The organism is Pseudomonas sp. 14P_8.1_Bac3 (assembly GCF_025466085.1).
In the GTDB taxonomy this organism is placed as follows: Bacteria; Pseudomonadota; Gammaproteobacteria; order Pseudomonadales; family Pseudomonadaceae; genus Aquipseudomonas.
Genome location: NZ_JANLOD010000068.1, coordinates 116350 through 140737 on the forward strand (window position 1 = coordinate 116350; position 24388 = coordinate 140737).

Annotated in this window: 24 protein-coding genes; 15 read left to right on the plus strand and 9 right to left on the minus strand. The window is 61.7% G+C overall.

Features of this window, described 5'->3' with window-relative positions; genetic code table 11:
- Positions 1-19 precede the first annotated feature (19 nt).
- Both NTD84_RS23145 and NTD84_RS23150 read right to left on the minus strand, forming a co-directional pair.
- Positions 20-2431 (minus strand): penicillin acylase family protein, encoded by a 2412-nt coding sequence (locus NTD84_RS23145; RefSeq protein ID WP_262170408.1) that lies wholly within the window; start codon positions 2429-2431, stop codon positions 20-22.
- A 114-nt stretch (positions 2432-2545) separates the two neighbouring features.
- A complete protein-coding gene (locus NTD84_RS23150) occupies positions 2546-3127 on the minus strand; it encodes a DUF6436 domain-containing protein (RefSeq protein WP_262170410.1) in 582 nt (193 codons plus the stop codon).
- Between the two features lie 97 nt (positions 3128-3224).
- Between NTD84_RS23150 and NTD84_RS23155 the strand changes: the two genes are divergently transcribed.
- Positions 3225-4172 (plus strand): alpha/beta hydrolase, encoded by a 948-nt coding sequence (locus NTD84_RS23155; protein ID WP_262170412.1) that lies wholly within the window; start codon positions 3225-3227, stop codon positions 4170-4172.
- 102 nt (positions 4173-4274) lie between these two features.
- Here the strand turns inward: NTD84_RS23155 and NTD84_RS23160 are convergent, their stop codons facing one another.
- Positions 4275-5027 (minus strand): DUF2059 domain-containing protein, encoded by a 753-nt coding sequence (locus NTD84_RS23160; RefSeq protein WP_262170415.1) that lies wholly within the window; start codon positions 5025-5027, stop codon positions 4275-4277.
- 108 nt (positions 5028-5135) lie between these two features.
- Here NTD84_RS23160 and NTD84_RS23165 point away from each other — a divergent pair, with 108 nt between their 5' ends.
- Entirely contained in the window at positions 5136-5768 is a 633-nt protein-coding gene (locus NTD84_RS23165) for a 2OG-Fe(II) oxygenase (protein ID WP_262170418.1), read from the plus strand.
- A gap of 2 nt (positions 5769-5770) precedes the next feature.
- A complete protein-coding gene (locus tag NTD84_RS23170; RefSeq protein ID WP_262170420.1) occupies positions 5771-6256 on the plus strand; it encodes a DUF523 domain-containing protein in 486 nt (161 codons plus the stop codon).
- A 114-nt stretch (positions 6257-6370) separates the two neighbouring features.
- On the opposite strand, the gene NTD84_RS23175 is transcribed toward NTD84_RS23170, so the two are convergent.
- A complete protein-coding gene (locus NTD84_RS23175; protein WP_262170423.1) occupies positions 6371-6967 on the minus strand; it encodes a transporter substrate-binding domain-containing protein in 597 nt (198 codons plus the stop codon).
- 136 nt (positions 6968-7103) lie between these two features.
- Here NTD84_RS23175 and NTD84_RS23180 point away from each other — a divergent pair, with 136 nt between their 5' ends.
- Positions 7104-7529, plus strand: a complete 426-nt coding sequence (locus NTD84_RS23180) for a DUF4399 domain-containing protein (protein WP_262170426.1) — start codon at positions 7104-7106, stop codon at positions 7527-7529.
- Positions 7530-7591: 62 nt separating this feature from the next.
- Here NTD84_RS23180 and serA read toward each other — a convergent pair whose 3' ends face one another.
- On the minus strand, positions 7592-8821 hold the full coding sequence (gene serA / locus NTD84_RS23185; protein WP_262170429.1) for a phosphoglycerate dehydrogenase: 1230 nt from the start codon (positions 8819-8821) through the stop codon (positions 7592-7594).
- Between the two features lie 204 nt (positions 8822-9025).
- Here serA and NTD84_RS23190 point away from each other — a divergent pair, with 204 nt between their 5' ends.
- The 4 genes from NTD84_RS23190 (at position 9026) to NTD84_RS23210 (ending at position 13330) form a co-directional block, all read left to right on the plus strand.
- Positions 9026-10420, plus strand: a complete 1395-nt coding sequence (locus NTD84_RS23190; RefSeq protein WP_262170432.1) for an FAD-binding oxidoreductase — start codon at positions 9026-9028, stop codon at positions 10418-10420.
- 34 nt (positions 10421-10454) lie between these two features.
- Positions 10455-11120, plus strand: coding sequence for a fumarylacetoacetate hydrolase family protein (locus tag NTD84_RS23195; protein WP_262170435.1), 666 nt, complete (start codon positions 10455-10457; stop codon positions 11118-11120).
- 244 nt (positions 11121-11364) lie between these two features.
- The gene (locus NTD84_RS23205; RefSeq protein WP_262170438.1) at positions 11365-12294 is read left to right on the plus strand and encodes an SdiA-regulated domain-containing protein; all 930 of its coding nucleotides are present in this window, start codon (positions 11365-11367) and stop codon (positions 12292-12294) included.
- 118 nt (positions 12295-12412) lie between these two features.
- Positions 12413-13330 carry an SdiA-regulated domain-containing protein gene (locus tag NTD84_RS23210; RefSeq protein WP_262170440.1) on the plus strand — a complete coding sequence of 306 codons (918 nt, stop codon included), beginning with the start codon at positions 12413-12415 and terminating at the stop codon, positions 13328-13330.
- A gap of 141 nt (positions 13331-13471) precedes the next feature.
- On the opposite strand, the gene rpiA is transcribed toward NTD84_RS23210, so the two are convergent.
- On the minus strand, positions 13472-14146 hold the full coding sequence (gene rpiA, locus NTD84_RS23215; RefSeq protein ID WP_262170442.1) for a ribose-5-phosphate isomerase RpiA: 675 nt from the start codon (positions 14144-14146) through the stop codon (positions 13472-13474).
- Positions 14147-14385: 239 nt separating this feature from the next.
- On the opposite strand from rpiA, the gene ilvA reads away from it, so the two are divergent.
- The gene (gene ilvA, locus NTD84_RS23220) at positions 14386-15900 is read left to right on the plus strand and encodes a threonine ammonia-lyase, biosynthetic (RefSeq protein WP_262170444.1); all 1515 of its coding nucleotides are present in this window, start codon (positions 14386-14388) and stop codon (positions 15898-15900) included.
- A 39-nt stretch (positions 15901-15939) separates the two neighbouring features.
- Positions 15940-16365, plus strand: a complete 426-nt coding sequence (locus NTD84_RS23225; RefSeq protein ID WP_262170446.1) for a DUF2269 domain-containing protein — start codon at positions 15940-15942, stop codon at positions 16363-16365.
- 103 nt (positions 16366-16468) lie between these two features.
- Here NTD84_RS23225 and NTD84_RS23230 read toward each other — a convergent pair whose 3' ends face one another.
- A complete protein-coding gene (locus NTD84_RS23230) occupies positions 16469-17125 on the minus strand; it encodes an HAD family hydrolase (RefSeq protein WP_262170448.1) in 657 nt (218 codons plus the stop codon).
- Between the two features lie 143 nt (positions 17126-17268).
- Here NTD84_RS23230 and NTD84_RS23235 point away from each other — a divergent pair, with 143 nt between their 5' ends.
- Positions 17269-17748 carry an RNA pyrophosphohydrolase gene (locus NTD84_RS23235; protein ID WP_007897732.1) on the plus strand — a complete coding sequence of 160 codons (480 nt, stop codon included), beginning with the start codon at positions 17269-17271 and terminating at the stop codon, positions 17746-17748.
- Positions 17749-17770: 22 nt separating this feature from the next.
- Positions 17771-20050: a phosphoenolpyruvate--protein phosphotransferase gene (gene ptsP, locus NTD84_RS23240; protein ID WP_262170450.1), complete on the plus strand. Its 2280-nt coding sequence runs from the start codon at positions 17771-17773 to the stop codon at positions 20048-20050.
- Positions 20051-20160: 110 nt separating this feature from the next.
- Here ptsP and NTD84_RS23245 read toward each other — a convergent pair whose 3' ends face one another.
- Entirely contained in the window at positions 20161-20907 is a 747-nt protein-coding gene (locus NTD84_RS23245) for an NRDE family protein (RefSeq protein WP_262170452.1), read from the minus strand.
- A 134-nt stretch (positions 20908-21041) separates the two neighbouring features.
- Here NTD84_RS23245 and NTD84_RS23250 point away from each other — a divergent pair, with 134 nt between their 5' ends.
- The 3 genes from NTD84_RS23250 to NTD84_RS23260 all read left to right on the plus strand — a co-directional run bounded on the left by NTD84_RS23250 (position 21042) and on the right by NTD84_RS23260 (position 23740).
- Positions 21042-21824 (plus strand): sulfite exporter TauE/SafE family protein, encoded by a 783-nt coding sequence (locus tag NTD84_RS23250; RefSeq protein ID WP_262170454.1) that lies wholly within the window; start codon positions 21042-21044, stop codon positions 21822-21824.
- An 83-nt stretch (positions 21825-21907) separates the two neighbouring features.
- Complete coding sequence (gene lgt, locus NTD84_RS23255) at positions 21908-22720, plus strand: prolipoprotein diacylglyceryl transferase (RefSeq protein WP_262170456.1); 813 nt, start codon at positions 21908-21910, stop codon at positions 22718-22720.
- 48 nt (positions 22721-22768) lie between these two features.
- Complete coding sequence (locus tag NTD84_RS23260) at positions 22769-23740, plus strand: thymidylate synthase (protein ID WP_262170458.1); 972 nt, start codon at positions 22769-22771, stop codon at positions 23738-23740.
- Between the two features lie 126 nt (positions 23741-23866).
- On the opposite strand, the gene cadR is transcribed toward NTD84_RS23260, so the two are convergent.
- The gene (gene cadR / locus NTD84_RS23265; RefSeq protein ID WP_262170460.1) at positions 23867-24316 is read right to left on the minus strand and encodes a Cd(II)/Pb(II)-responsive transcriptional regulator; all 450 of its coding nucleotides are present in this window, start codon (positions 24314-24316) and stop codon (positions 23867-23869) included.
- Between the last annotated feature and the right edge of the window lie 72 nt (positions 24317-24388).

The following is a 24388-nucleotide window of genomic DNA, read 5'->3' on the forward strand; positions in this document are numbered from 1 at the left end:
CCCTGGCAGGCGCAAAAACCTACTGAGCAGCTCGCGCCGGCAACAGCTTCAACGTACTGCGTGTATTCGCCGTCACTTCCTCATCATTCAGATGCGCCTGGAAATACACCCCTTCGATATACGCCTCCGCCTGATCCTCGTAATGCCGGTCAAACGGCACGCCACTCTGCCCGACCGGGTTGACGGTGAGGCTGTGGGCCGGGTCGGCGAAGTCGATCAGGCGGCGGGTCGACGGTCCGTAAGTCACTGGCCACGGGGCCGGCCCGATCTTCGCCGAGAGGTTGTTCGGCACTTCATGGCTGCCGGGCGCCGCGAACGGCCCGACGTTGAAGATCCGGTCCAGCGGCTTCTGTTGTCCCAGTGGATGACCATGGGTCAGCGTGTGCGCCTTGCCCCACTGCCATTGCGTGACATCCGCACCCAGCGTGGCCTTGAGGTGCGCGAGGCTCGCTTGCCACGCCACTTTTACCGTATCGGCGCGGGTTTCCCTGGCGGGAGTGCTGCGGTTGTCCCACCACGGCGAGTCGGCATTCGCCGCCAGCCGCGGCAGCGCGGCGTCGATCACCCGGGTCGAGAGCAGCGTTTCGAAAAAGTCGTTGCCCAGCTCGTCGTGCATCGTTGCGTCCGCGAGGTTGAACAGGAACTGGTTGAACAGCGTGGCGCTGATGGAGTCCAGCGGATAGTCCCCTGGCCATTGCGCCAGTTGCTCCACCAGCTTGAGTTCGGCGGGATCGCTCACCACTTCCCGCAGCACGGGCAACAGCGGCGCGAGCAAGCGCGGACCGTAGGCGGTGGTGGTGCCCAGCTGCAAGGCCTGACTGGCCTGCAGGTCCCACTTCACGGACTTGTCGCTGAGCTGGCGATTGAGCTGCTGACCGCGATCAGCCAGATTGTAGTAACCGGGAATCTCGATCCCGGTCGGTGACACCGGCTGGAAGTTGGCGGAGACGATATAGCCTCGCGCCGGGTTTTCTTCCTGCGGGTTGGCGCTGAATGGGTAAAAACCGTCCTTGTCCGCTTCGGCGCTGCTGCCGTCGAGGATGAACCACGGCCGCACGCCCGCCGGTCGCTTCGGCATTTGCGCCGCCGCCCACCAGGCGATGTCGCCCTTGGCGTTGGCCCAGACGATGTTCAGCCCCGGTGCCTGGACCTTGGCCGCGGCACTGCGGGCCTTGGCCAGGGTGTCGGCGCGGTTGAGCTGGTAGAAACCTTCGAGGATCGGGTTCTGGCTTTCGAGGAAGCCCCACCACATGGCGATCGGCGTCTTGCCGGCGGCGCTGCCCAGCGCATCGTTGACGATCGGCCCGTGGGGCGACTGGCGCAACACCAGCGTCACCGGCGCCTGGCCCTTGACCGCGATCTGCTGTTCGCTGCTGACCAGGTCCACCCATTGGCCGCGATACCAGACCTGATTGGCGTTGTCCGGGTTGACCTTCTCGGCGATCAGATCGAGGTCGTCGTTCTGGAACATGGTGATGCTCCAGCCGAAATCACGGTTCATCCCCAGCGAGGCGAAGGGCATCAACGCCTGATAGTGACCGTAGAGTTCGAAGCCCGGCGCCGAGAGCTGCGCTTCGTACCATACCGATGGTGCGGAAAAACGGATGTGCGGATCACCCGCCAGCAGCGGCTTGCCACTTTTGGTCCGGCTGCCGGAAACGACCCAGGCGTTGCTGCCTTCGAACTGCGGCAGGCCGTTATCCGCCAGGGCCTGCTCGCTGAGGCGGGCGAGGGCGTTGAGGTCTTTCCAGTCAGCACCGGCGAGCGGCGACCTGGTGGTGCCGGCGTTCTTCGCGAGCACGCCTTTGGGTTGCCAATCGAGATCGAAGACGTTCAGGTAGTCGGCGCCCAACTGGTCGCGCACGTAGGTCAGCAGCGGTTCGGTGCGAAACGCCGCGGCAAAACTGTAGGCCATGTAGCCGGCGATGCTGATGGTGTCCTGGGCGGTGAACGGACGTTTTGGAATGCCCAGCGCGTCGAACTCTGCAGGTTTGGGATGGCTGTCCTGATACTGGTTGATGCCGTCCAGATACGCCTGCATGGCAATGAAGGTCGGCGACTGCTTGTCCAGGTTCGCCAGGTAGGTTTCGGCACGTTCGCGAATGCGCAGGCTGCGCATCAGCTTGTCGGTGTCGAGCAGTTTCGGGCCCAGCACCTCGGCCAGTTCCCCGCGAGCGAGGCGGCGCAGGACTTCCATCTGGAACAACCGATCCTGGGCGTGAACATAGCCAAGCGCGCGGTACAGATCGGGTTCGTTTTCGGCGCGGATGTGCGGGACGCCGCGCTCGTCGTAGCGCACGGTGACGGAGCCTTGCAGGTGTTGCAGTTCAACCATGCCCTGGCGTGTCGGCTGCTTGCTGTAGACGTACCAGCCGACGCCGGCAGCGAGCACGACGAGCAGCAGGACGAGCGCAGTCAGGAAGCGTTTCATGGTGATTCCTTGTTCTTGTTATCAGTGGCGGCAGTTCCCTGGTGCCACTGTTTAACACGGCTTGCCGAATCAGCCCATCGCCCGTAGGAGGGATTCGTGTTGCGTTGTTTGTCCCTACTTGGATGTATCGACCGGCCACGGGCAGTAACACCCGACCGCCAGTGTGTGCGTGGCACTCACTGTGCGGCCTTCGTTTAACGCTTGTAGGATCGGCTCGATAAAGCTGTTGCTCGAATTGCAGGTCAGGCCCTCGCTGTAAGGGCCGAAATACGCCAGTTTGCCGCTGCGATCCCAGATCGCCACGGCGGGGCTGGCCGGGATCTTCTCCGACCCAGGGAGCACGCTGATGGATTTCAGGCTGCTCAAAGTGCTGGGTAACTGGCCGTGGCTGCCGGGCTTCTGCACCGCATAAAACTCGACGCCCTGGGGTACGTAATGCTCGACCAGTTCGCTCAGGTGTTGTTGGTTGCCGACGTTGCACGGGCAGGCCGGATCCCAGAAATGCACGAGGCGGATGGCGCCGGGCCCCGCGAGGTTGTCGGGCAGGCGCAACGGATCGCCGGAGAACACGGCGGTGTGTGAGCTGAACGCACGCAGGTAACGGCCCTGGAACCAGTCGTAGGCCGTCCACAAAACACCGGCACACATGAGGACGAGCAGGCTGGCAAGCAGTGTGGTGCGGTAGGGCGAACGCATGGGGGTCGATCCTCGAAGGTTGCCCAGCTTGCCATGCTTGTCGGGACAGATGAATATCGCAGGCTTATAAAGTCCGCTTCGTGCTCTGGAACCTTCCATGTCTGCCACCTTCGACCCCGATCACCTGCGTGCCGGCCTGCAGCCTTTGGCTGACGGGCAGCCGCTGTCCGCCGAGGCAATGGCGTATCGGCGGTTCTACGGCCTGGACTTTCCGGGGCGTCAGTTGCGCGGTGGTTTGGGACGTTTCGAGGTGGACGGCTATGAGGTGGTCAGCCAGCTCTGGTGGCCGGAGCGGGCGAAGGCAACGTTGTTCGTGTTTCACGGTTTCTACGATCACACCGGGCTCTACCGGCATGTGATCGCGTGGGCGCTGGACCAGGGCTTCGCGGTGATCGCCTGCGACTTGCCGGGGCACGGGTTGTCCAGCGGCGAGCGGGCGAGCATCAAGGATTTCGCCGAGTACCAGGACACGTTGCAGGGGCTGTTCGCCGAGGCGAAGTCCCTCGATTTGCCGCAGCCGTGGCACCTGTGCGGGCAGAGCACCGGTGGCGCCATTGTGATTGACCATGTGCTGAATGCCGGCGCGAGCAGTCCGGCCCAGGGCCAGGTGATCCTGCTGTCGCCGCTGGTGAGGCCGCGGGCCTGGGGTTGGTCGCAGGTCAGTTATTACTTGCTCAAGCCTTTCGTCAAAGCCATCGCCCGACGCTTCAGCGAAAACTCCAATGACCCGGATTTCCTGCCGTTCCTGCAAGCCGATCCGTTGCAGCCGCTGCGGCTGCCAACGGCCTGGGTCGGTGCGCTGTCACGCTGGATCAAGCGCATCGAAGCCGCGCCGGGCAGCAAACGACAGCCGCTGATCGTGCAGGGGCAGGCGGACATGACGGTGGATTGGCAGCACAACCTTGAGGTGCTCAAGGCCAAGTTCGATCGGCCGCAGGTGTTGATGCTGCCATTGGCGCGGCATCATCTGGCGAATGAGACCGTGGCGTTGCGCGGGGAGTATTTCGGGTTCTTGAGCAAGCGGATCAAGGGGCGGAATCCGTAGCGACAGTTATGGCCCCTTCGCGAGCAAGCCCGCTCCCACAGGGATCAATGAATCCTGTGGGAGCGGGCTTGCTCGCGAAGGGGCCCAGCCAGACGCCGAAAATTACTGGCTGAGGTTCGCAGGGCTTTGCCCCACCGCCAACCCCGCCCGAATCGCCGCCAACGCCGCCTGATAATAAGCCTGCCCTTCAGCCGACTCGGCAAACGTCGAAAATTCTTCCAGTTCGTTATCCGACAGGTCGCGATACACATACAGCAGTGTGTTGTTCAGATCGCTGCCGATCTGGTCCATCAAGCGCTGGCGCTGACCGTTCAACATCCCCTGCGCCTGACCGCCGCCGAGCAGGCCGGGAATCATCGAGCTCAGGCTGTCGGCCGCCACGCCGGCGATCGCCAGGCTGACTTCCGCACCGGCCTCCCGTGCAGGCAGGGCCTGGGCCAGATGGCCGATGATCAGCAGGCGGCTGTCGCTCGCCTGAATCTTCGGCAGACCCTTGGCATTCTTGGCCAGTTGATCGCGACGGGTTGCCAGTAACTCCGCGGCCACGACTTTCCTGCCCAGTGGCGACTGGAAAAACGTCAGGGCAGGTTTCGGATCGGCGAGGGTCTTGCGCAATTGCGCCTCGGCACGCTGGTCCACGGCTTGCGGCGCAAAGCGTTGGTTGCTGTTGTTGACCAGCGCCTGAAACACCGCGGGCGGGAGGCTGTTCTGGTAACGCTGCTGCGCCGCGGAAAGGGCATCGTTGAAATGCGCGCGTTGTTCTGGCCAGCCGGCGACCTTGTACAACTGGTCGTGGCCGTCTGCCCAAGCGGGCAAAACGCAGAACATCAGCAGTGAGAAAAGCAAACGGCGCATAGGGACTCCTGTCAGCAGGCGACTATTCTCCGTGCGGCATACGGACTTGTCGAGAATTCGTATCAAGCCGCTGCGCGGCTCTGTCGGATTTTCTGGCGCAGGAATACTATGCGCGCCATGCCAATACCCTCTGATCACCCGCTGCTGTTACGTATCGTCGACGATCTGGCCGAACACGGCTGGTCGCAGCAGACTATTTTCCTGCCTGTGGATCTGACCTGGGCGCTGGCGGCTGAGTGCCGTAAACGTGCGACCGAGGGTGAACTGGCCCCGGCCGCCGTGGGGCGCGGGCCTTCTTCGGAGATTCGCGAGGGGATTCGCGGCGACCGGATCCAGTGGATCGAACCGGGGCAGGCGTTGGTCTGCGACAGCTACCTGGAGTTGATGGACAGCTTGCGCGAGGCGATGAATCGCGGTCTGTTCATGGGCCTGGAAGATTTCGAAAGTCATTTCGCGCTGTACCCGCCGGGGGCTTTCTACCTCAAGCATGTCGACCGTTTCCGCGATGACGATCGCCGCATGGTCTCGGCGGTGGTCTACCTCAACGACGCCTGGTTGCCCGAGCACGGCGGTCAGTTGCGCATGTACCTCAAGAATGGCGTCGAATACGATGTGGTGCCTGCCGGCGGATGCCTGGTGGTGTTCCTGTCGGGCGAGGTGCCCCACGAAGTCCTGCCCGCGACCCGCGATCGCCTGTCGTTGACCGGCTGGTTCCGCCGTCGTGGCAACGAGCCGTTCTGATCATGCAGAAAATTCTGGTAAGCCGCTGTCTGCTGGGCCACCGCGTGCGTTACGACGGCGGGGCCAGCGGGCCGTTCGATCAACTTCAACACTGGCTCGATGAAGGCCGCGTGGTGCCGCTTTGCCCGGAGGTGGCCGGTGGCTTGCCGACGCCGCGCGCAGCGGCGGAGATTCCCGGCGGGCAGGGCGGTGCAGTGTTGGACGGCCAGGCGGCGGTGATCACCACCGATGGCGAGGACGTCAGCGCGCAGTTTCTGAGTGGTGCTTATCAGGCGCTGGAGCTGGTGCAGAAGCACGGCATTCGTATCGCCGTGCTCAAGGCCAACAGCCCGTCATGCGGGAACCTGCTGACCTATGACGGGACGTTCAGCGGGGTAAAGGTCAGTGGCGAAGGGGTGACGGCGGCGTTGCTCAAGCGCCATGGCGTGCTGGTGTTCAGTGAGCTGGAACTGGCCGAGGCGGTTGCGGCGTTGGCTGCACAACCCTGAGACACTGCCCATGCACTGTGGGAGCGAGCCTGCTCGCGATGGCGGTGTGTCAGTCAACAAAGATGCAATCTGATACACCCCCATCGCGAGCAGGCACGCTGCCACAGGGGGGCTTCATTGTTCTCCAGGTTTGGGCTCGACGCCCGATTCGCCTGCCAACCACTTCTGCTCCAGCGCCTGCAATCGCCCATCCGCCTTGATCCGCTGCAAGGCGTTTTCCAGGCTCGCATGAAACGCCGGATTACCCTTCTGAAACGGAATCGCCAGGCTCACGGGCGCCGGCGCTTTCGGCGTTGCTTCGTTCAGCGATTGCACCAGCACCATCGGCCGCGGCTGCTCGTCTTTTTGCGCGATCAATTGCGCATCGGCGTGAAGGTAAGGTTCGCTGAAGTCGAAACGATCCTTGAGTTCCGGGGTCACTGCTATGTGGTTGATCGCGACGTCGTACTTGCCGCTTTCGACGCCGGTCAACAGATCGCTGGAATCGGTGACGACGAAGTCGGCCCGCACATCGAGCTCGTTGGCCAGCAGTTGGCCCAGTTCGACCTCCAGGCCCGAGAGTTTGCCGTCGTCCTTGAAATTGAAGGGCGGTGTATTAGCCTCAAGGGCAATGCGCAATTCGCCACGGTCGTTTACATCGTCAATCAATTCGGCATGAGCCAAAGGGCTCAGAAGGGGAAACAGGCAGATCAGGCCAGGCAAAAAGCGCATGGTCACTCCTTTGAATACATTTATCGCGACGCGCTGGGTCAGGCTCGCTTTGCTATGGTTGTCGAGTGCCTTCGACAACGAATGGCCGTGAAGTTGTCACGGCCACGCGGAATTTTCAAAAAAACTGGAGAAGAGAATGAAAACCTTTATGTCACGAGCAGCATTGGCTGGCCTGTTGATGGGCGTTTCGGTGCTGGCGTCGGCTGCGACTCCGGCCCCGAAGGGCGCAGAAGTGTTCATCGTTTCCCCGGCCGACGGCGCCACCGTCAGCCAGGAGTTCCTGGTTAAATTCGGCGTCAAGGATGTTGCGCTCGCCCCGGCAGGTGATGTCACCAAGAACACCGGTCACCATCACCTGTTGATTGACGTGGACAAGTTGCCTGCCGCCGGCGCAGCCATTCCACTGGACGCCAATCACATGCACTTCGGCAAGGCGCAAACCGAGGCGACCATCAAGCTGGCCCCGGGCAAGCACACCTTGCAGCTGGAACTGGGCGACAGCGGCCACATGCCGTTCGATCCGCCGATCGTGTCGAAGAAGATCACCGTCAACGTTAAATAACGTTTCGATGGACATGAAAAAGGAGACCCGAGGGTCTCCTTTTTTTGTCGCTCAAGTCGCGATCAGAACAACACGCGGCAACGAATGGTGCCGTTGATGTGCTGCAGCTTCTCTTGCGCCAGGTCCGAGTACTCGGCGTCGACGTCGATCACCACGTAACCCACTTTCTCGTTGGTCTGCAGGAACTGACCGGAGATGTTGATGCCGTTTTCGGCGAAGACCTTGTTGATCTCGCTCATCACCCCCGGAATGTTCTCGTGGATGTGCAGCAGACGGTGCTTGCCAGGGTGAGCCGGCAGGGCCACTTCCGGGAAGTTCACCGACGATACCGAGGTACCGTTGTCGCTGTACTTGACCAGCTTCTCTGCCACTTCCAGACCGATGTTGGCCTGCGCTTCGGCGGTGGAACCACCGATGTGCGGGGTCAGGATCACGTTGTCCAGGCCACGCAGCGGGCTTTCGAACTCTTCGTCGTTGGAGCGCGGCTCCACCGGGAAGACGTCGATGGCCGCACCGATCAGGTGCTTGTCCTTGATCGCGTCTGCCAGGGCTTGCAGCTCGACCACGGTGCCGCGGGCGGCGTTGATCAGGATGCCGCCCTTCTTGATGGCGCGGATTTCCTTCTCGCCGATCATCCACTGGGTCGCAGCCGTTTCCGGAACGTGCAGGGTCACGATATCGGACATGCCCAGCAGATCGTGCAGGTTACCGACCTGGGTGGCGTTACCCAGGGGCAGCTTGGTCACGGTGTCGTAGAAGTACACCTGCATGCCCAGGCCTTCAGCCAGGACCGACAGTTGCGTACCGATCGAGCCGTAACCGACGATACCCAGCTTCTTGCCCCGGATTTCGAAGGAGTTGGCTGCGCTCTTGATCCAGCCGCCACGGTGGCAGGAAGCGTTCTTCTCAGGGATACCGCGCAGCAACAGGATCGCTTCTGCCAGCACCAGCTCGGCAACGGAGCGGGTGTTGGAGTAAGGCGCGTTGAACACGGCGATGCCGCGTTCGCGGGCTGCGTTCAGGTCAACCTGGTTGGTGCCGATGCAGAAACAGCCGACCGCGACCAGTTTCTTCGCGTGATCGAAGATCTCTTCGGTCAGTTGAGTGCGGGAGCGAATGCCGATGAAGTGAGCATCGGCGATCTTTTCCTTCAGCTGGGCTTCAGGCAGAGAACCGGTGAGGTACTCGATGCTGGTGTAGCCCGCCGACTTGAGGACGTCGACAGCCGATTGGTGGACGCCTTCGAGAAGAAGGAACTTGATCTTGCTCTTATCGAGAGAAGTCTTGCTCATCTGCGTAAACCTGTATCCCGGAGAAAAATGGCAGGAAATGGTCAACAGACGCTGACCCGAACGGCAGGAAAGCCGTTACCGCAGAACAGCCATTGGGCACTATGCTGCGGGGTCGATATGCTAGCATAGGCGCCCCGCTAAACACTCATTCCTGCGACGTGAAGCGTTCTCAGGATGACCATGAAATGTTCGAGAGTTCTGTCGATGACCAATCCTGCCCTGATTGATGAGCTGAAGACCCTGGTTGAGCCTGGCAAGGTGCTGACCGATGCCGACTCCCTGAACGCTTACGGCAAGGATTGGACCAAGCATTTCGCCCCGGCGCCGACGGCCATCGTGTTTCCCAAGACCACCGAACAGGTCCAGGCCATTGTCCGCTGGGCCAATCAGCACAAAGTGGCGCTGGTGCCGTCTGGCGGACGGACCGGGCTTTCCGCCGCTGCCGTCGCGGCGAATGGCGAAGTGGTGGTGTCATTCGACTACATGAACCAGATTCTCGACGTGAACCTGACCGACCGCACCGCGGTGTGCCAGCCGGGCGTGGTCACCGAGCACCTGCAGAACGTCGCAGAAGAAAAGGGCCTGTATTACCCGGTGGACTTCGCGTCGGCAGGGTCGAGCCAGATTGGCGGCAACATCGGCACCAATGCCGGCGGGATCAAGGTGATTCGCTACGGGATGACCCGCAACTGGGTCGCCGGCATGAAAGTGGTCACCGGCAAGGGTGATGTGCTCGAGCTGAACCGCGACCTGATCAAGAACGCCACCGGCTACGACATGCGTCAGCTGTTCATCGGCGCGGAAGGCACCCTCGGTTTTGTGGTCGAGGCGACCATGCGCCTGGACCGTGCGCCGAAAAACCTCACCGCGATGGTCCTCGGTACCGCTGATTTCGACTCGATCATGCCGGTGTTGCACGCCTTTCAGGGCAAGCTTGACCTGACCGCGTTCGAATTCTTCTCCGACAAGGCCCTGGCCAAAGTCATGGCCCGCGGCGACGTGCCCGCGCCGTTCGACACCCAGTGCCCGTTCTACGCGCTGCTGGAATTCGAAGCGACCACCGAGGACGTGGCCAACCATGCCCTGGAAACCTTTGAACACTGCGTCGAGCAGGGCTGGGTGCTGGACGGCGTGATGAGCCAGAGCGAAACCCAGTTGCAGAACCTGTGGAAGCTGCGTGAATACATATCCGAAACGATTTCCCACTGGACGCCGTACAAGAACGACATTTCGGTCACCGTCTCGAAGGTCCCGGCATTCCTGAAGGAAATCGACGCGATCGTCGGCGAACACTATCCGGATTTCGAAATCGTCTGGTTCGGTCACATTGGTGACGGCAACCTGCACTTGAACATTCTCAAGCCGGATAACCTGAGCAAGGACGAGTTTTTCGCCAAGTGCGCGACCGTCAACAAATGGGTGTTTGAAACCGTCGAGAAGTACAACGGCTCGATTTCCGCCGAGCACGGCGTGGGCATGACCAAGCGGGATTACTTGACCTACAGCCGCTCGCCGGTTGAGATCGAGTACATGAAAGCCGTCAAAGCGGTGTTCGACCCGAACGGCATCATGAACCCGGGCAAGATTTTCGCTGTTTGATTTAAATTCAAGCGCTAGAACCAGGAGTCGGTCAATGAGCTATCAGCACCAGTATGTCGACGGTACGCGCATTCATTTCCCGCTGGGGAAAGTGGTATGCATTGGCCGTAACTACGCCGAACACGCCAAAGAACTGGACAACCCGGTCCCTACGGAACCGCTGCTGTTCATCAAGCCAGGCAGTTGCGTCGTGCCGCTGGAAGGCGGTTTCAGCATTCCGACCGAGCGCGGTTCAGTGCATTACGAAGCGGAAATCGCGGTGTTGATCGGCAAACCCCTGTCGACCAAGCCAAGCCGTGAAGAAGTGCTCGATGCGATCTCCGGTTTTGCGCCAGCCCTGGATTTGACCCTGCGTGACAAGCAGGCCGAGTTGAAGTCCAAAGGCCTGCCGTGGGAAATCGCCAAGTCCTTTGACGGCGCAGCCGTTATCGCACCGTTCGTGTCCGGCAGCACCTTCCCGGACCTGACCGACATCGGCATTCGCCTGACCATCAATGGCGAAGTGCGCCAGGATGGCAACAGCAGCGCGATGCTCAACCCGATCGTGCCGATGATCCAGCACATGGCCGGTTGCTTCTCGTTGCAGGCCGGTGACGTGATCCTCACCGGCACGCCGGTCGGCGTCGGTCCGCTGAATGTTGGCGACGAACTGGTGCTGGAATTGCCAGGCGCCAGCCGCTTCAGCAGTAGCGTCCGCTGAACACCAATTCTGTAGGCGCGAGCTTGCTCGCGATGGACTCAACGACGCCGCGGGGTATCAGATGCCCAGGGTCATCGTTTACGACCTTCGCGGGCAAGCTCGCTCCTACAGTGCGTTCACAGGGCAATCCCGCCATTTGCCGTTTTTTTCACATCCTGTCTGGATAATTCCCGGGCTTCCGGCGCCTGAGCCGGTCCCATTTGTGCTATTACCCCTAGCCTGAATTTCTGGAATGCATCCCCCGATGGCCACCCGCCCCCTGTCCACGCTCGAAACTGACCGTCGCCCACGCTTTTTCATGCGTTGGTACTTCTGGCTTTTGCTGGTCGCGGTCGCCGCATACGGCCTCGCGTTTGCGATGCATTGGGATGATCGGGGCATGCTCTGGGTGCAAGAACGTTTCGAAACCCCGGCCGAGCGCCAGGAAAGCATCTGGCTCCCGGACTACCACGCGGTGATTGACGCCAAGCCCTTGCCAGGGATGGAGAAGGACGAAGCGTCCGACCTGGCCTACGACCCTCAGACCAAAACCCTGTTTTCGGTGATGGGCAAGAACCCGTTCCTCGCCGAGCTGACCTTGCAGGGCGACGTGCTGCGCAAGATGCCGCTGGTGGGCTGGAGCAACCCGGAAGCGGTCACCGTCATGGGTAATGGCCTGCTGGCCATCGTCGATGAGCGCGAACACTTGCTGACCATCGTCAAAGTCGACGCCGATACCCGCGAGCTGAACATCGCCAACTTTCCGAAATACGACCTCGGTCCGTCGAAGGACCAGAATAAGGCCTTCGAAGCGATCGTGTGGGATGCGCGCAACCAGCAAATGCTGTTGGGCGAAGAGCGGCCACCGGCCCTGTTTACCTGGAAAAGCGCCGATGGCCAGACGCTGACCGGCGACAAGCAGAAGCTTGCCAACGACAAACTGGATATTCGTAACCTGTCAGCCCTGGCCATCGACCCGCGCACCCGGCATACGCTGGCGTTGTCCGCAGACTCCCATCTGTTGCTGGAACTGGACGAGAAGGGCGAGCAGGTTAGCTTCATGACGTTGCTGGGCGGCTTCAACGGCCTGAAGAAGACCATCCCGCGCGCCGAAGGCGTGACCATGGACGACGCGGGCACGGTGTACATGGTCAGCGAGCCGAACCTTTTCTATCGTTTCGAAAAGCAGCACTGATCCGCGACTCTTGTAGGAAATGTGACGCTCGGTTGTAGGTCCGGGCTAATGGCCATTAAGCTTCAATTCAGACTGCCGTGGTATTTCATCCGCCCGTCCTGAATCCGAGCTTGCCTGAATGCGCCGACTTGCCCGTCCCAAACCCCTGATGCTGATCGTGTTGGCGATCGCATTGATCGTGCTGGTCGTTATCGGCCAGTACCTGCGGCTGTTCGAACGCGCCTGGTTCAACCTGAATACGCTTTGGCAGCCGGAGAGCGCTCAGTCCATCGGGCTCGGCCACTATCAGGTCACGGTGGAGGGGCGGATCATCGATGGCCTGGATGACGATGTGTCGGCGCTGACCTTCGATCCGGTGCGCAAAAGCCTGTTCACCGTCACCAACAAAAACTCCGAGCTGATCGAGCTGTCCCTGGAAGGCCAGATCATTCGGCGTATCGCCCTGGTCGGTTTCGGCGATCCGGAGGCTGTGGAGTTCATCAGCGCCGACACCTACGTGATCACCGACGAAAGTCAGCAGCGCTTGATCAAGATTCATCTGGAGAAAGACACCACCTTCCTTGACGCCGCCGACGCCGAGCAGATGACCCTCGGTGTGCACATGAGCAGCAACAAGGGTTTTGAAGGCCTGGCCTATGACTCGGTGGGCAAGCGCCTGTTTGTCGCCAAGGAGCGCGACCCGATGCTGATCTACGAAGTGCAGGGTTTCCCGCATTACAATCCGGAAAAGTCCTACGCGGTGCACGTGGTCAACAACCCCAGGCGCGATGCCGGGATGTTTGTGCGAGACCTGTCGAGCCTGCAATACGACGAGCGTAGCGGCCACTTGCTGGCGCTGTCCGACGAGTCGCGACTGATTCTGGAACTGGACGTGGACGGACGTCCGCTGAGCACCATGTCGCTGAACAAAGGGCGCCAAGGGTTGCAGAAGACGGTGCCGCAAGCGGAAGGGATCGCCATGGATGACGACGGCACGATGTACCTGGTGAGCGAGCCGAACCTGTTCTACGTCTTCAAAAAGCCCGCACAACTCTGAAAGCACCGCCTAACCCATGTGGGAGCGGGCTTGCTCGCGAAGACGGTGTGTCAGACAACAGCGAGTCGACTGATCCACCGCATTCGCGAGCAAGCCCGCTCCCACATTTTTTTTGGCCCATAAAAATGTGGGTGATCTTGTCTACTTCGCCCGCAGGGTTTTCACGCCTTCGCTGGTCCCCAGCAACAGCAAATCCGCTGGACGCGCCGCGAACAGGCCATTGGTCACCACGCCGACGATCGCATTGATCTGCGCTTCCAGCTCCACCGGGTTGGTGATCTGCATGTTGAAAACGTCGAGGATGATGTTGCCATTGTCGGTCAGCACGCCTTCACGGTAGACCGGGTCGCCGCCCAGCTTCACCAGCTCGCGGGCCACGTGGCTGCGGGCCATCGGGATCACTTCCACCGGCAGCGGGAACTCACCGAGGACTTGCACCAGTTTGCTGGCGTCGGCGATGCAAATGAAGGTCTTGGCCACGGCCGCGACGATCTTCTCGCGGGTCAGGGCGGCGCCGCCGCCCTTGATCAGGTTCAGGTGCTCGTCGCTTTCGTCGGCGCCATCGACGTAGAACTCCAGGTCGCTGACGGTGTTCAGCTCATACACCGGAATGCCGTGGCCCTTGAGGCGCGCGGCGGTGGCTTCGGAGCTGGCGACCGCGCCGTCGAAGGCGCCTTTGTGCCGGGCCAGGGCGTCGATGAAGCAGTTGGCGGTGGAGCCGGTGCCGACCCCGACGATGCTCTTGTCATCGAGTTTCGGGAGGATGAAGTCGACGGCGGCCTGGGCCACTGCCTGTTTGAGTTGATCCTGGGTCATGCGGGCTCCGGAGGCGGGGTGTGACGGAAAGGTCCGCATTATAGGCTCCGACACCTGTAGGAGCGAGGGGGACGCCTAGTTCATGCTCGCGATGGACGTCAACGATAACGCTGTGAACCTGATGCCCCGCGTAGCCCTGTAGTCCATCGCGAGCATGCTCGCTCCTACAGGGTGGTCCTGCGGTCGAAAGCCGGGTTAGACTCCGTGGCCCTGCCCAACCCGCTCAGTGATGCTTTCCGATGCTCGAACAGTACGTCAAAAAGATCCTCACCTCGCGCGTTTACGACGTTGCCGTAGAAACCCCGCTGCAGACTGCCCGCCAGCTCTCCGAGCGGCTGGGCAACAGCATTTTGCTCAAGCGTGAAGACTTGCAGCCGGTGTTCTCGTTCAAGATTCGCGGCGCTTACAACAAGCTCACGCAACTGAGCGATGAAGAACGCGCCCGCGGCGTGGTGACGGCTTCGGCGGGCAACCACGCCCAGGGCCTGGCCCTGGCGGCGAAAGTGCTTGGCGTGAAAGCCACCATCGTCATGCCCAAGACCACCCCGGAAATCAAAGTCGAAGGCGTGCGTTCACGCGGCGGCAAAGTGGTGCTGCACGGGGATTCGTTCCCGGAAGCCCTGGCCTACTCGCTGAAACTGGTCGACGAAAAGGGCTACGTCTACATTCACCCCTACGATGATCCCCACACCATTGCCGGGCAGGGCACGGTGGCGATGGAGATTCTGCGCCAGCACCCCGGGCGTCTGGACGCGATTTTCGTTCCGGTGGGCGGCGGCGGCCTGATCGCCGGCATTGCGGCGTACGTGAAGTACCTGCGTCCGGAAATCAGGATCGTCGGCGTCGAGCCGGATGATTCGAACTGCCTGCAAGCCGCCATGGCCGCCGGCGAGCGCGTGGTGTTACCGACCGTGGGCATCTTCGCCGACGGTGTCGCGGTCGCCCAGATCGGCCAGCACACCTTCGATATCTGCAAAGACTACGTCGATGAAGTGATCACTGTCAGCACCGACGAAATCTGCGCGGCGATCAAGGATATCTACGACGATACCCGCTCGATCACCGAGCCTGCCGGCGCCCTGGGCGTCGCCGGGATCAAGAAATACGTCGAGCAGCACGGGGTCACCGGCCACACTTTCGTCGCCATCGACTCTGGCGCCAACGTCAACTTCGACCGCTTGCGCCACGTGGCCGAGCGCGCCGAACTGGGCGAGGGCCGCGAAGCCATCATCGCCGTGACCATTCCCGAGAAACCGGGCAGCTTCAAGGCGTTCTGCGAAGCCATCGGCAAGCGCCAGATCACCGAATTCAACTACCGCTACAACACCGGCAGCGAAGCGCACATCTTCGTCGGCGTGCAGACGCACCCGGAAAACGACCCGCGCAGCGCATTGATCGCCAGCCTGACTGACCAGGGTTTCCCGGTGCTGGACCTGACCGACAACGAGCTGGCCAAGCTGCACATCCGTCACATGGTGGGTGGACGCGCGGCCCAGGTCGTCGATGAAGTGGTGCTGCGTTTCGAATTCCCGGAGCGGCCGGGTGCGCTGTTCAACTTCCTCAACAAGCTCGGCGGGCGCTGGAACATCTCGATGTTCCACTACCGCAACCACGGCGCGGCGGACGGTCGGGTGGTCGCGGGCCTGCAAGTTCCCCACGAGGAACGTCATCTGGTGCCTGCGGCGCTGGAAGAAATCGGCTACCCGTACTGGGACGAAAGCGACAACCCGGCCTATCAGCTGTTTCTCGGCTGAGCGGCTACGCTGATGGGCAGGTCATAAGGAAATCGAACCATGGAAACGTTAACCGCCCTGAAGATGGCGCACACCGCGGCGACCGCCATATTGTTGGGCTGTGCGCTGGGTCTGGGGATATGGGTTTGGCAAACGCGGCGTAGTGGCGATGCGACTGCAGCGGCACGCACGCTACAGCGGCCACGGGTGTTCGTCTGGCTGCTGATGGGTCTGGCACTGGTGAGCATGCCGTTCACCGGCTGGTGGATGGTGCACCTGGTGGGTTGGCCGCTGGGGCAGATCTGGTTGCTGGCCTCGAGTGTGCTGTACACCGTGGCAGCGCTGGGCTGGTTCTGGTTGCTGGTGCGGTTGAACACATTGCGCAAGGCGCCGGGCGGGAGCGGTAAGTTTACCTTCGCCCTGGCCCTGTTCAGCTTCGTCTGTTTTGTGGCGATCGCCGGATTGATGGGCGCCAAGCCGGTTTAGGGCGTGAGACGAGTCGGCCCCTTCGCGAGCTAGGCCGCTCCCACAATGAATTTGTAATCGACGCCAATCCACTGTGGGAGCGGGCTTGCCCGCGAAGGCGATGTCAGTCGCGCAACGAAATCACCGGCCAGCCACGCTTCTCGGCCTCGGCGCGCAAATTCGGATCAGGATCCACCGCCACCGGATTCGCCACCTGTTCCAGCAGCGGCAAATCGTTCATCGAGTCGCTGTAGAAGTAACTGTCTTCCAGCGAATGCCCGGTCTCTTCCAGCCAGCGCGCCAGTCGCGTCACCTTGCCTTCACGGAAGCAGGGTATGTCGGTACTGCGCCCGGTGTAACGGCCATCGACCATTTCGCATTCCGTGGCAATCAGGGTTTCGACACCCAGGCGCACGGCGATCGGCGCGGTCACGAAGCGGTTGGTCGCGGTGATGATCACCAGCTTGTCGCCTGCTTCACGGTGCTTGGCGAGCAGGGCCATGGCCTTGGGTAGCACGATCGGCTCGATGCAATCGCGCATGTAGTCCAGGTGCCATTGGTCCAGCGTGGACATGTCGGTGCGGCCGAGGATTTCCAGGCAGAAGTTCAGGTAGGCGGCGTTATCCAGCTTGCCGGCCAGGTAATCCTGGTAGAACTCATCGTTGCGCGTTTTATAGGCGACGGCGTCGAGGAAGCCGCGTTCGCACAGGTAATCGCCCCAGGCGTGGTCACTGTCACCGCCCAGAAGGGTGTTGTCCAAGTCGAATAAAGCCAGCCGCATTGCAGTTACTCGCTGAAAAGTCTGTAGAAAGGCGCCCAGAATACGGACTTTTCACCAGAGTGCACATAAGGTCGGTCGGCGCGTTGCTGCCTTCACGACCTTTGTGGAACAATGCGGCGACATGCGTTTGCGAGGTTGTTGCCGTGATCGACCCCGATGGTTTCCGCCCCAATGTCGGGATCATTCTCACGAATGATGCCGGACAGGTGCTATGGGCTCGCCGTATCAATCAAGATGCCTGGCAGTTTCCGCAGGGTGGTATCAACCCCCAGGAGACGCCGGAAGACGCCTTGTACCGCGAGTTGAACGAAGAAGTCGGCCTGGAGCGCGAAGATGTTGAAATACTCGCCTGCACCCGCGGCTGGTTGCGCTATCGTTTGCCGCAACGTCTGGTCCGTACCCACAGCCAACCGCTGTGCATCGGCCAGAAACAGAAATGGTTTCTCCTGCGCCTGATCTCCAACGAGCAGCGGGTGCGGATGGATTTGACCGGTAAACCGGAATTCGATGGCTGGCGCTGGGTCAGTTATTGGTATCCGTTGGGCCAAGTGGTGACATTCAAGCGCGAGGTGTATCGACGCGCTCTCAAAGAGCTTGCCCCGCGCCTTTTAGCGCGCGACTGACGACGGAGTTCGACCCCGAGCCATGCTCAATACGCTGCGCAAGATCGTCCAGGAAGTTAACTCCGCCAAGGATCTCAAGGCGGCGTTGGGGATTATTGTGTTGCGCGTCAAAGAGGCCATGGGCAGCCAGGTCTGCTCGGTCTACCTGCTCGACCCCGAGACCAACCGCTTCGTGCTGATGGCGACCGAGGGCTTGAACAAGCGCTCGATCGGCAAAGTCAGCATGGCACCCAATGAAGGTCTGGTCGGCCTGGTCGGCACGCGTGAAGAACCCCTGAACCTCGAAAACGCCGCGGATCACCCGCGCTACCGCTACTTCGCCGAGACCGGTGAAGAGCGCTACGCCTCATTCCTCGGGGCGCCGATCATTCACCACCGCCGCGTCGTCGGCGTGCTGGTCATCCAACAGAAAGAACGCCGTCAGTTCGACGAAGGCGAAGAAGCCTTCCTCGTAACCATGAGCGCGCAGCTTGCCGGCGTGATCGCCCACGCCGAGGCCACCGGTTCGATCCGCGGCCTGGGCCGTCAGGGCAAAGGCATTCAGGAAGCCAAGTTCGTCGGCGTGCCGGGTTCGCCGGGTGCGGCGGTCGGTACCGCGGTGGTCATGCTGCCTCCTGCCGACCTGGACGTGGTGCCCGACAAGACCATCATCGACATCGACGCGGAACTGGCGCTGTTCAAGACCGCCATCGAAGGCGTGCGCGCCGACATGCGCGCGTTGTCGGCCAAGCTCGCCACGCAATTGCGTCCGGAAGAGCGTGCGCTGTTCGACGTCTACCTGATGATGCTCGACGATGCCGCACTGGGCAACGAAGTCACCACCGTGATCAAGACCGGCCAGTGGGCCCAGGGCGCGTTGCGCCAAGTGGTCACCGATCACGTCAACCGTTTCGAGCTGATGGACGATGCCTACCTGCGTGAGCGGGCGTCGGACGTCAAGGACCTGGGCCGCCGCCTGCTCGCTTACTTGCAGGAAGAGCGTCAGCAGAATCTGGTCTACCCGGAAAAAACCATTCTGGTCAGCGAAGAGCTGACGCCGGCGATGCTCGGCGAGGTGCCGGAAGGCACGCTGGTCGGTCTGGTCTCGGTCCTCGGCTCAGGCAACTCCCACGTCGCGATCCTTGCTCGGGCGATGGGCATTCCGACGGTCATGGGCCTGGTCGAGCTGCCCTATGCCAGGGTCGACGGCATCGAATTGATCGTCGATGGCACCAAGGGCGAGGTCTACACCAACCCCAGCGAAGTGTTGCGCAAGCAGTTCGCCGAGGTGGTGGAGGAAGAGAGGCAACTGGCCCTGGGTCTCGACACCCTGCGCGACCTGCCATGCGTGACCCTCGATGGCCACCGCATGCCGCTGTGGGTCAACACCGGCCTGCTGGCGGACGTGGCGCGGGCGCAGAAGCGCGGTGCGGAAGGCGTAGGCCTGTACCGCACGGAAGTGCCGTTCATGATCAACCAGCGCTTCCCGAGCGAAAAAGAACAGCTGGCGATCTATCGCGAGCAGCTTGCCGCATTCCATCCGCAACCGGTGACCATGCGCAGCCTGGACATCGGCGGCGACAAGTCGCTGTCGTACTTCCCGATCAAGGAAGACAACCCGTTTCTCGGCTGGCGCGGCATTCGCGTCACCCTCGACCACCCGGAAATCTTCCTGGTGCAGACCCGCGCGATGCTCAAGGCCAGCGAAGGCCTGAACAACCTGCGCATCCTGCTGCCGATGATCTCCGGCACCCACGAACTGGAAGAAGCGCTGCACCTGATTCACCGGGCCTGGGGCGAAGTCCGCGACGAAGGCACCGACGTGCCGATGCCGCCGATTGGCGTGATGATCGAGATTCCGGCGGCGGTGTACCAGACCAGGGAACTGGCGCGGCAAGTGGACTTCCTGTCGGTCGGCTCCAACGACCTGACCCAGTACCTGCTGGCCGTCGACCGTAACAACCCACGCGTGGCCGACCTCTACGATTACCTGCACCCGGCGGTGCTCCAGGCGCTGCAGAACGTGGTGCGTGATGCCCATGCCGAAGGCAAACCGGTGAGCATCTGCGGGGAAATGGCCGGTGACCCGGCCGCGGCGGTGCTGTTGATGGCGATGGGCTTCGACAGCCTGTCGATGAACGCCACCAACTTGCCGAAGGTGAAGTGGATGCTGCGTCAGATCAACCTGAGCAAGGCCAAGGACCTGCTGGCGGAGTTGATGACCATCGACAACCCGCAGGTTATCCACAGCTCGCTGCAGTTGGCCCTGAAGAATCTTGGGTTGGCGCGGATGGTCAATCCGGCTGCGGTCAAGGCAGTCTAGATCAGCGGTGCGCCCATCGCGAGCAGGCTCGCTCCCACATGGGTTCTGTGTACACAGTTCCACTGTGGGAGCGAGCCTGCTCGCGATGGGGCCAGCCGGACAGCACAAAATTAAACCCTGATGTGCACCTCCCCAAGATGCCCGCCGTACGGCCCGAAACTCCGCTCGACCATCTGCCGCGTCCCGTCCGCCTGAACAATCAGCGCCGTACTCGCCCGCGTCCCGTACGTGGGGCTGGCAATAAACACACTCGATAACAACGCCTCGGTGGCCAAGCCCACCCCGGTGTCCGGTAACTCGGCAAATGGCGCCGTCTGCGCATCGTTGAGCAACGCCAATAACGCCTCAGGCTGCGGATCATCGAGTACCGCCTCCAGCGCCGCCCGTGCCTTGAGCAACTTCGGCCACGGCGTATCCAGCCCCGCATTCGATAGCCCGTAGACCCCCGACTGCAACATCACCGCCTCGCAGGACCGCGCGTTGTAGTGCCATAGCTCATTGGCATTGCCGATCAGCAGGTTAAACCCGGCATATTCCAGCGAACGTCCGACAACGTCGTCCAGATAATCATCAATCGGCATCTCGCCGCTGAGGAACCGCGCGACCAGTTCGCCTCGGGATTTTCGCCCGGCCGGTTGATGGGGATCGCGGATATTGGTCAGCGCGGCGAAGCGTCCGTTGGCGCCGATACCCAGCCACGTGCCGCCGGCCTCCAGGTCCCGGCCGGCGTAAACGTGCGGGGCTTCGGGCCATTGCGCCAGGGGCAGGCTGGGCCGGGCATAGAATTCGTCACGGTTGGCCGCCACGATCAGCGGCTGGGCGTGACCCGGGCGCCAGGCAAAGACAATCAGGCACATAAGGTGGTCCTTGTGTGTTTTTTGCCCACTCTACGCAGACATCGCTCATCGATCCATCGCCGTGCACAGTGGAGCTTGGGGGCACGCATCCGTTACCATGCCGCTCCGGTTTTGGCTGAGGAGTGGGATCGTCCATGGAATTTCTGCTCTATCTGGCGCTGGGCGCCTGCGCAGGCGTGCTGGCCGGGCTGTTCGGTGTGGGCGGTGGAATCATCATCGTGCCGGTGCTGGTGTTCAGTTTCACCTTGCAGGGCTTCGATGCGTCGATCCTGACTCACCTGGCGGTGGGTACGTCCCTGGCGACGATCATCTTCACCTCGGTCAACGCGGTGCGCGAGCATCATCGCCGCGGCGCCGTGCGCTGGCCGATTTTCGCCTGGTTGACGGTCGGTATCCTGATGGGTGCCGGTTTCGGCGCGCTGACCGCCGAAGCGATTTCCGGACCAAACCTGCAGAAAATCATCGGCGTATTCGCCCTGGTGATCGCTGCGCAGCTGGCGCTGGACCTCAAACCCAAGGCCAGCCGCACGGTGCCGGGCAAGGTCGGTCTGACCCTGGCCGGCAGCGTGATTGGCTGGGCCTCGGCGATTTTCGGGATTGGCGGCGGCTCGCTGACCGTGCCGTTCCTGACCTGGCGCAGCGTGCCGATGCAGCAAGCCGTGGCAACGTCGTCGGCCTGCGGTTTGCCAATCGCCCTGGCCAGCGCCTTGAGTTTCATGATTCTGGGCTGGCACGATCCGTTGCTGCCGGCCCATAGTCTCGGTTTCATTTATTTGCCGGCGCTGTTGGGGATCGCCCTGACCAGCATGTTTTTCGCCCGCATCGGTGCGCGATTGGCCCACAGGCTGTCGCCGCGCTTGCTGAAAAGACTGTTCGCCGCTTTGCTGTTCTGCGTAGGCCTAAGCTTCCTGCTCTGACCCGCGTCGCAATCCTGGCTTAATCCTGGCGTGACAGCGTCGCCCGGGAATTTTGAAGGTTTCAACTCTAACGAGGAGTCGCAATGCTGCCTTACCCGCAGATCGACCCGGTGGCACTGGCCATCGGTCCGCTGAAAATCCACTGGTACGGCTTGATGTACCTGATCGGCATCGGCGGTGCGTGGCTGCTGGCGTCGCGCCGGCTCAACCGCTTCGACCCGACCTGGACCAAGGAAAAACTCTCCGACATGGTCTTCTGGATGTCGATGGGCGTCATTGTCGGCGGGCGCCTGGGTTACGTGCTGTTCTACGATCTGAGTGCCTATCTGGCCAACCCGACGCTGATCTTCGAGGTGTGGAAGGGCGGCATGTCGTTCCACGGTGGCTTCATCGGCGTGATGCTGGCGGCGCTGTGGTTCGGTAAAAAGAACAACAAGTCGTTCTTCCAGTTGATGGACTTCGTCGCGCCGATGGTGCCGATCGGCCTGGGCGCCGGGCGTATCGGTAACTTCATCAACGCCGAATTGTGGGGCAAGGCGACCGACGTGCCGTGGGCGATGGTCTTCCCGCCGTTCAGCGATCCGGCGCAACTGCCGCGCCACCCGTCGCAGCTGTATCAGTTCGCCCTGGAAGGCGTTGCGCTGTTCCTGATTCTCTGGCTGTTCTCGCGCAAGCCGCGGCCGACCATGGCGGTGTCCGGGATGTTCGCGCTGTTCTATGGCATCTTCCGTTTCATCGTCGAATTCGTCCGCGTACCGGACGCGCAACTGGGCTATCTGGCCTGGAACTGGCTGACCATGGGCCAGGTACTCTGCGTACCGATGATCGTCGGCGGTCTGTTCCTGATCTGGCTGGCGTATCACCGCGCACCGGCGGCGCCAGCGGCTGCGGTATAAATTCGAACCCCGGGGCTCTGGTCCCGGGTTCAAGGACACAGGTAACTCATGAAGCAATATCTCGAACTGGTCGCCCACGTCATCAAGAACGGCACCAAACAGGCCAACCGCACCGGCGTGAACACCATCAGTTTCCCCGGCGCAATGCTGCGCTATGACCTGCAGGAAGGTTTCCCGGCGATCACCACTCGCAAGATGGCCTTCAAGTCGGCCATCGGCGAGATGTGCGGTTTCCTCCGCGGAGTGAACAACGCCGCCGAATTCCGCGCCCTGGGCTGCAAGGTCTGGGACCAGAACGCCAACGAAAACGCGCAGTGGCTGGCCAACCCGTTCCGTCAGGGCGAAGACGACCTCGGCGAGATCTACGGCGTGCAATGGCGCAAATGGCCGGCGTACAAGCAGATTCCGGTCAGCAATACCGCCGCCATCGAGCAGACGTTGAGCCAGGGCTATCGGCAGATCGCTGAAGGCGAAGAAGACGGCCAGGCCTATGTGGTGCTTTATAAGGCGATCGACCAGGTCCGCCAGTGCGTCGACACCATCATCAATGACCCAGGCAGCCGCCGCATCCTGTTTCACGGCTGGAACGTCGCGCAGCTCGATGAAATGGCCTTGCCGCCGTGCCACCTGCTGTATCAGTTCCACCCGAATGTCGAGACCAAAGAGATTTCCTTGACCCTCTACATCCGCTCCAATGACCTGGGCCTGGGCACGCCGTTCAACCTCACCGAAGGCGCTGCTTTGCTAAGCCTGATCGGTCGCCTGACCGGCTACACGCCGCGCTGGTTCACCTATTTCATCGGCGACGCGCACGTCTACGAAAACCACCTGGACATGCTGAACGAACAGCTCAAGCGCGAGCCGTTCCCGATGCCGAAACTGCGGATCAGCGACCGTGTGCCGGAGTTTGCCAAGACCGGTGTGTATCAGCCGGAGTGGCTGGAGTTAATCGAGCCGGGCGATTTTTCGCTGGAAGGCTACGAGCACCATCCCCCGATGACCGCGCCGATGGCGGTTTAGACTCCGACACCGAGCCCATGTGGGAGCGGGCTTGCCCGCGAAAGCGGTGTGTCAGACGAAATTTCTATCGACTGACACACCGCTTTCGCGAGCAAGCCCGCTCCCACATTTGGTTTGGCGGTGTGCTTAATGGCCGTGACTACGGCCTACGTGCGAATGCTCCACGTCGGTCGCCACAACCCCGCCGCTCACTTCCAGCCGCTGCAAAATCCCGCACTGATCGATATCCGGCCCTTCACCGCAACGTTGGCGCAGATCGAGCAGTTGCGCCTGCAACGCCAGCAAGCCGTCGATCCGCGCTTTCACGTGATGGATGTGTTCGTCGATCAGCGCGTTGACGCTTTCGCACTGATCCTGCGGACTGTCGCGCAAGGCCAGCAGGCTGCGGATTTCCTCGAGGGTCATGTCGAGGGTGCGGCAATTGCGGATGAAGGTCAGGCGTTCGGCGTGGGCCTGGGTGTAGACGCGGTAGTTGCCGTCGCTGCGGGCCGGTTCCGGCAGCAGGTTTTCCCGCTCGTAATAGCGGATGGTTTCCACGGCGCAGTCGGTCAGTTTTGCCAGTTCCCCGATCTTCATGACGGCGATCTCCAAATGGGTGCTTGACCCTATAGTGGCTACAGGGTCTTTACTTGGCAACAGGCACCTTCA

Coding starts and splice junctions, on each gene's coding strand:
- NTD84_RS23145 (WP_262170408.1), bottom strand. CDS start 2,431: ATGAAACGCTTCCTGACTGCGCTCGTCCTGCTGCTCGTCGTGCTCGCT.
- NTD84_RS23150 (WP_262170410.1), bottom strand. CDS start 3,127: ATGCGTTCGCCCTACCGCACCACACTGCTTGCCAGCCTGCTCGTCCTC.
- NTD84_RS23155 (WP_262170412.1), top strand. CDS start 3,225: ATGTCTGCCACCTTCGACCCCGATCACCTGCGTGCCGGCCTGCAGCCT.
- NTD84_RS23160 (WP_262170415.1), bottom strand. CDS start 5,027: ATGCGCCGTTTGCTTTTCTCACTGCTGATGTTCTGCGTTTTGCCCGCT.
- NTD84_RS23165 (WP_262170418.1), top strand. CDS start 5,136: ATGCGCGCCATGCCAATACCCTCTGATCACCCGCTGCTGTTACGTATC.
- NTD84_RS23170 (WP_262170420.1), top strand. CDS start 5,771: ATGCAGAAAATTCTGGTAAGCCGCTGTCTGCTGGGCCACCGCGTGCGT.
- NTD84_RS23175 (WP_262170423.1), bottom strand. CDS start 6,967: ATGCGCTTTTTGCCTGGCCTGATCTGCCTGTTTCCCCTTCTGAGCCCT.
- NTD84_RS23180 (WP_262170426.1), top strand. CDS start 7,104: ATGAAAACCTTTATGTCACGAGCAGCATTGGCTGGCCTGTTGATGGGC.
- serA (WP_262170429.1), bottom strand. CDS start 8,821: ATGAGCAAGACTTCTCTCGATAAGAGCAAGATCAAGTTCCTTCTTCTC.
- NTD84_RS23190 (WP_262170432.1), top strand. CDS start 9,026: ATGACCAATCCTGCCCTGATTGATGAGCTGAAGACCCTGGTTGAGCCT.
- NTD84_RS23195 (WP_262170435.1), top strand. CDS start 10,455: ATGAGCTATCAGCACCAGTATGTCGACGGTACGCGCATTCATTTCCCG.
- NTD84_RS23205 (WP_262170438.1), top strand. CDS start 11,365: ATGGCCACCCGCCCCCTGTCCACGCTCGAAACTGACCGTCGCCCACGC.
- NTD84_RS23210 (WP_262170440.1), top strand. CDS start 12,413: ATGCGCCGACTTGCCCGTCCCAAACCCCTGATGCTGATCGTGTTGGCG.
- rpiA (WP_262170442.1), bottom strand. CDS start 14,146: ATGACCCAGGATCAACTCAAACAGGCAGTGGCCCAGGCCGCCGTCGAC.
- ilvA (WP_262170444.1), top strand. CDS start 14,386: ATGCTCGAACAGTACGTCAAAAAGATCCTCACCTCGCGCGTTTACGAC.
- NTD84_RS23225 (WP_262170446.1), top strand. CDS start 15,940: ATGGAAACGTTAACCGCCCTGAAGATGGCGCACACCGCGGCGACCGCC.
- NTD84_RS23230 (WP_262170448.1), bottom strand. CDS start 17,125: ATGCGGCTGGCTTTATTCGACTTGGACAACACCCTTCTGGGCGGTGAC.
- ptsP (WP_262170450.1), top strand. CDS start 17,771: ATGCTCAATACGCTGCGCAAGATCGTCCAGGAAGTTAACTCCGCCAAG.
- NTD84_RS23245 (WP_262170452.1), bottom strand. CDS start 20,907: ATGTGCCTGATTGTCTTTGCCTGGCGCCCGGGTCACGCCCAGCCGCTG.
- NTD84_RS23250 (WP_262170454.1), top strand. CDS start 21,042: ATGGAATTTCTGCTCTATCTGGCGCTGGGCGCCTGCGCAGGCGTGCTG.
- lgt (WP_262170456.1), top strand. CDS start 21,908: ATGCTGCCTTACCCGCAGATCGACCCGGTGGCACTGGCCATCGGTCCG.
- NTD84_RS23260 (WP_262170458.1), top strand. CDS start 22,769: ATGAAGCAATATCTCGAACTGGTCGCCCACGTCATCAAGAACGGCACC.
- cadR (WP_262170460.1), bottom strand. CDS start 24,316: ATGAAGATCGGGGAACTGGCAAAACTGACCGACTGCGCCGTGGAAACC.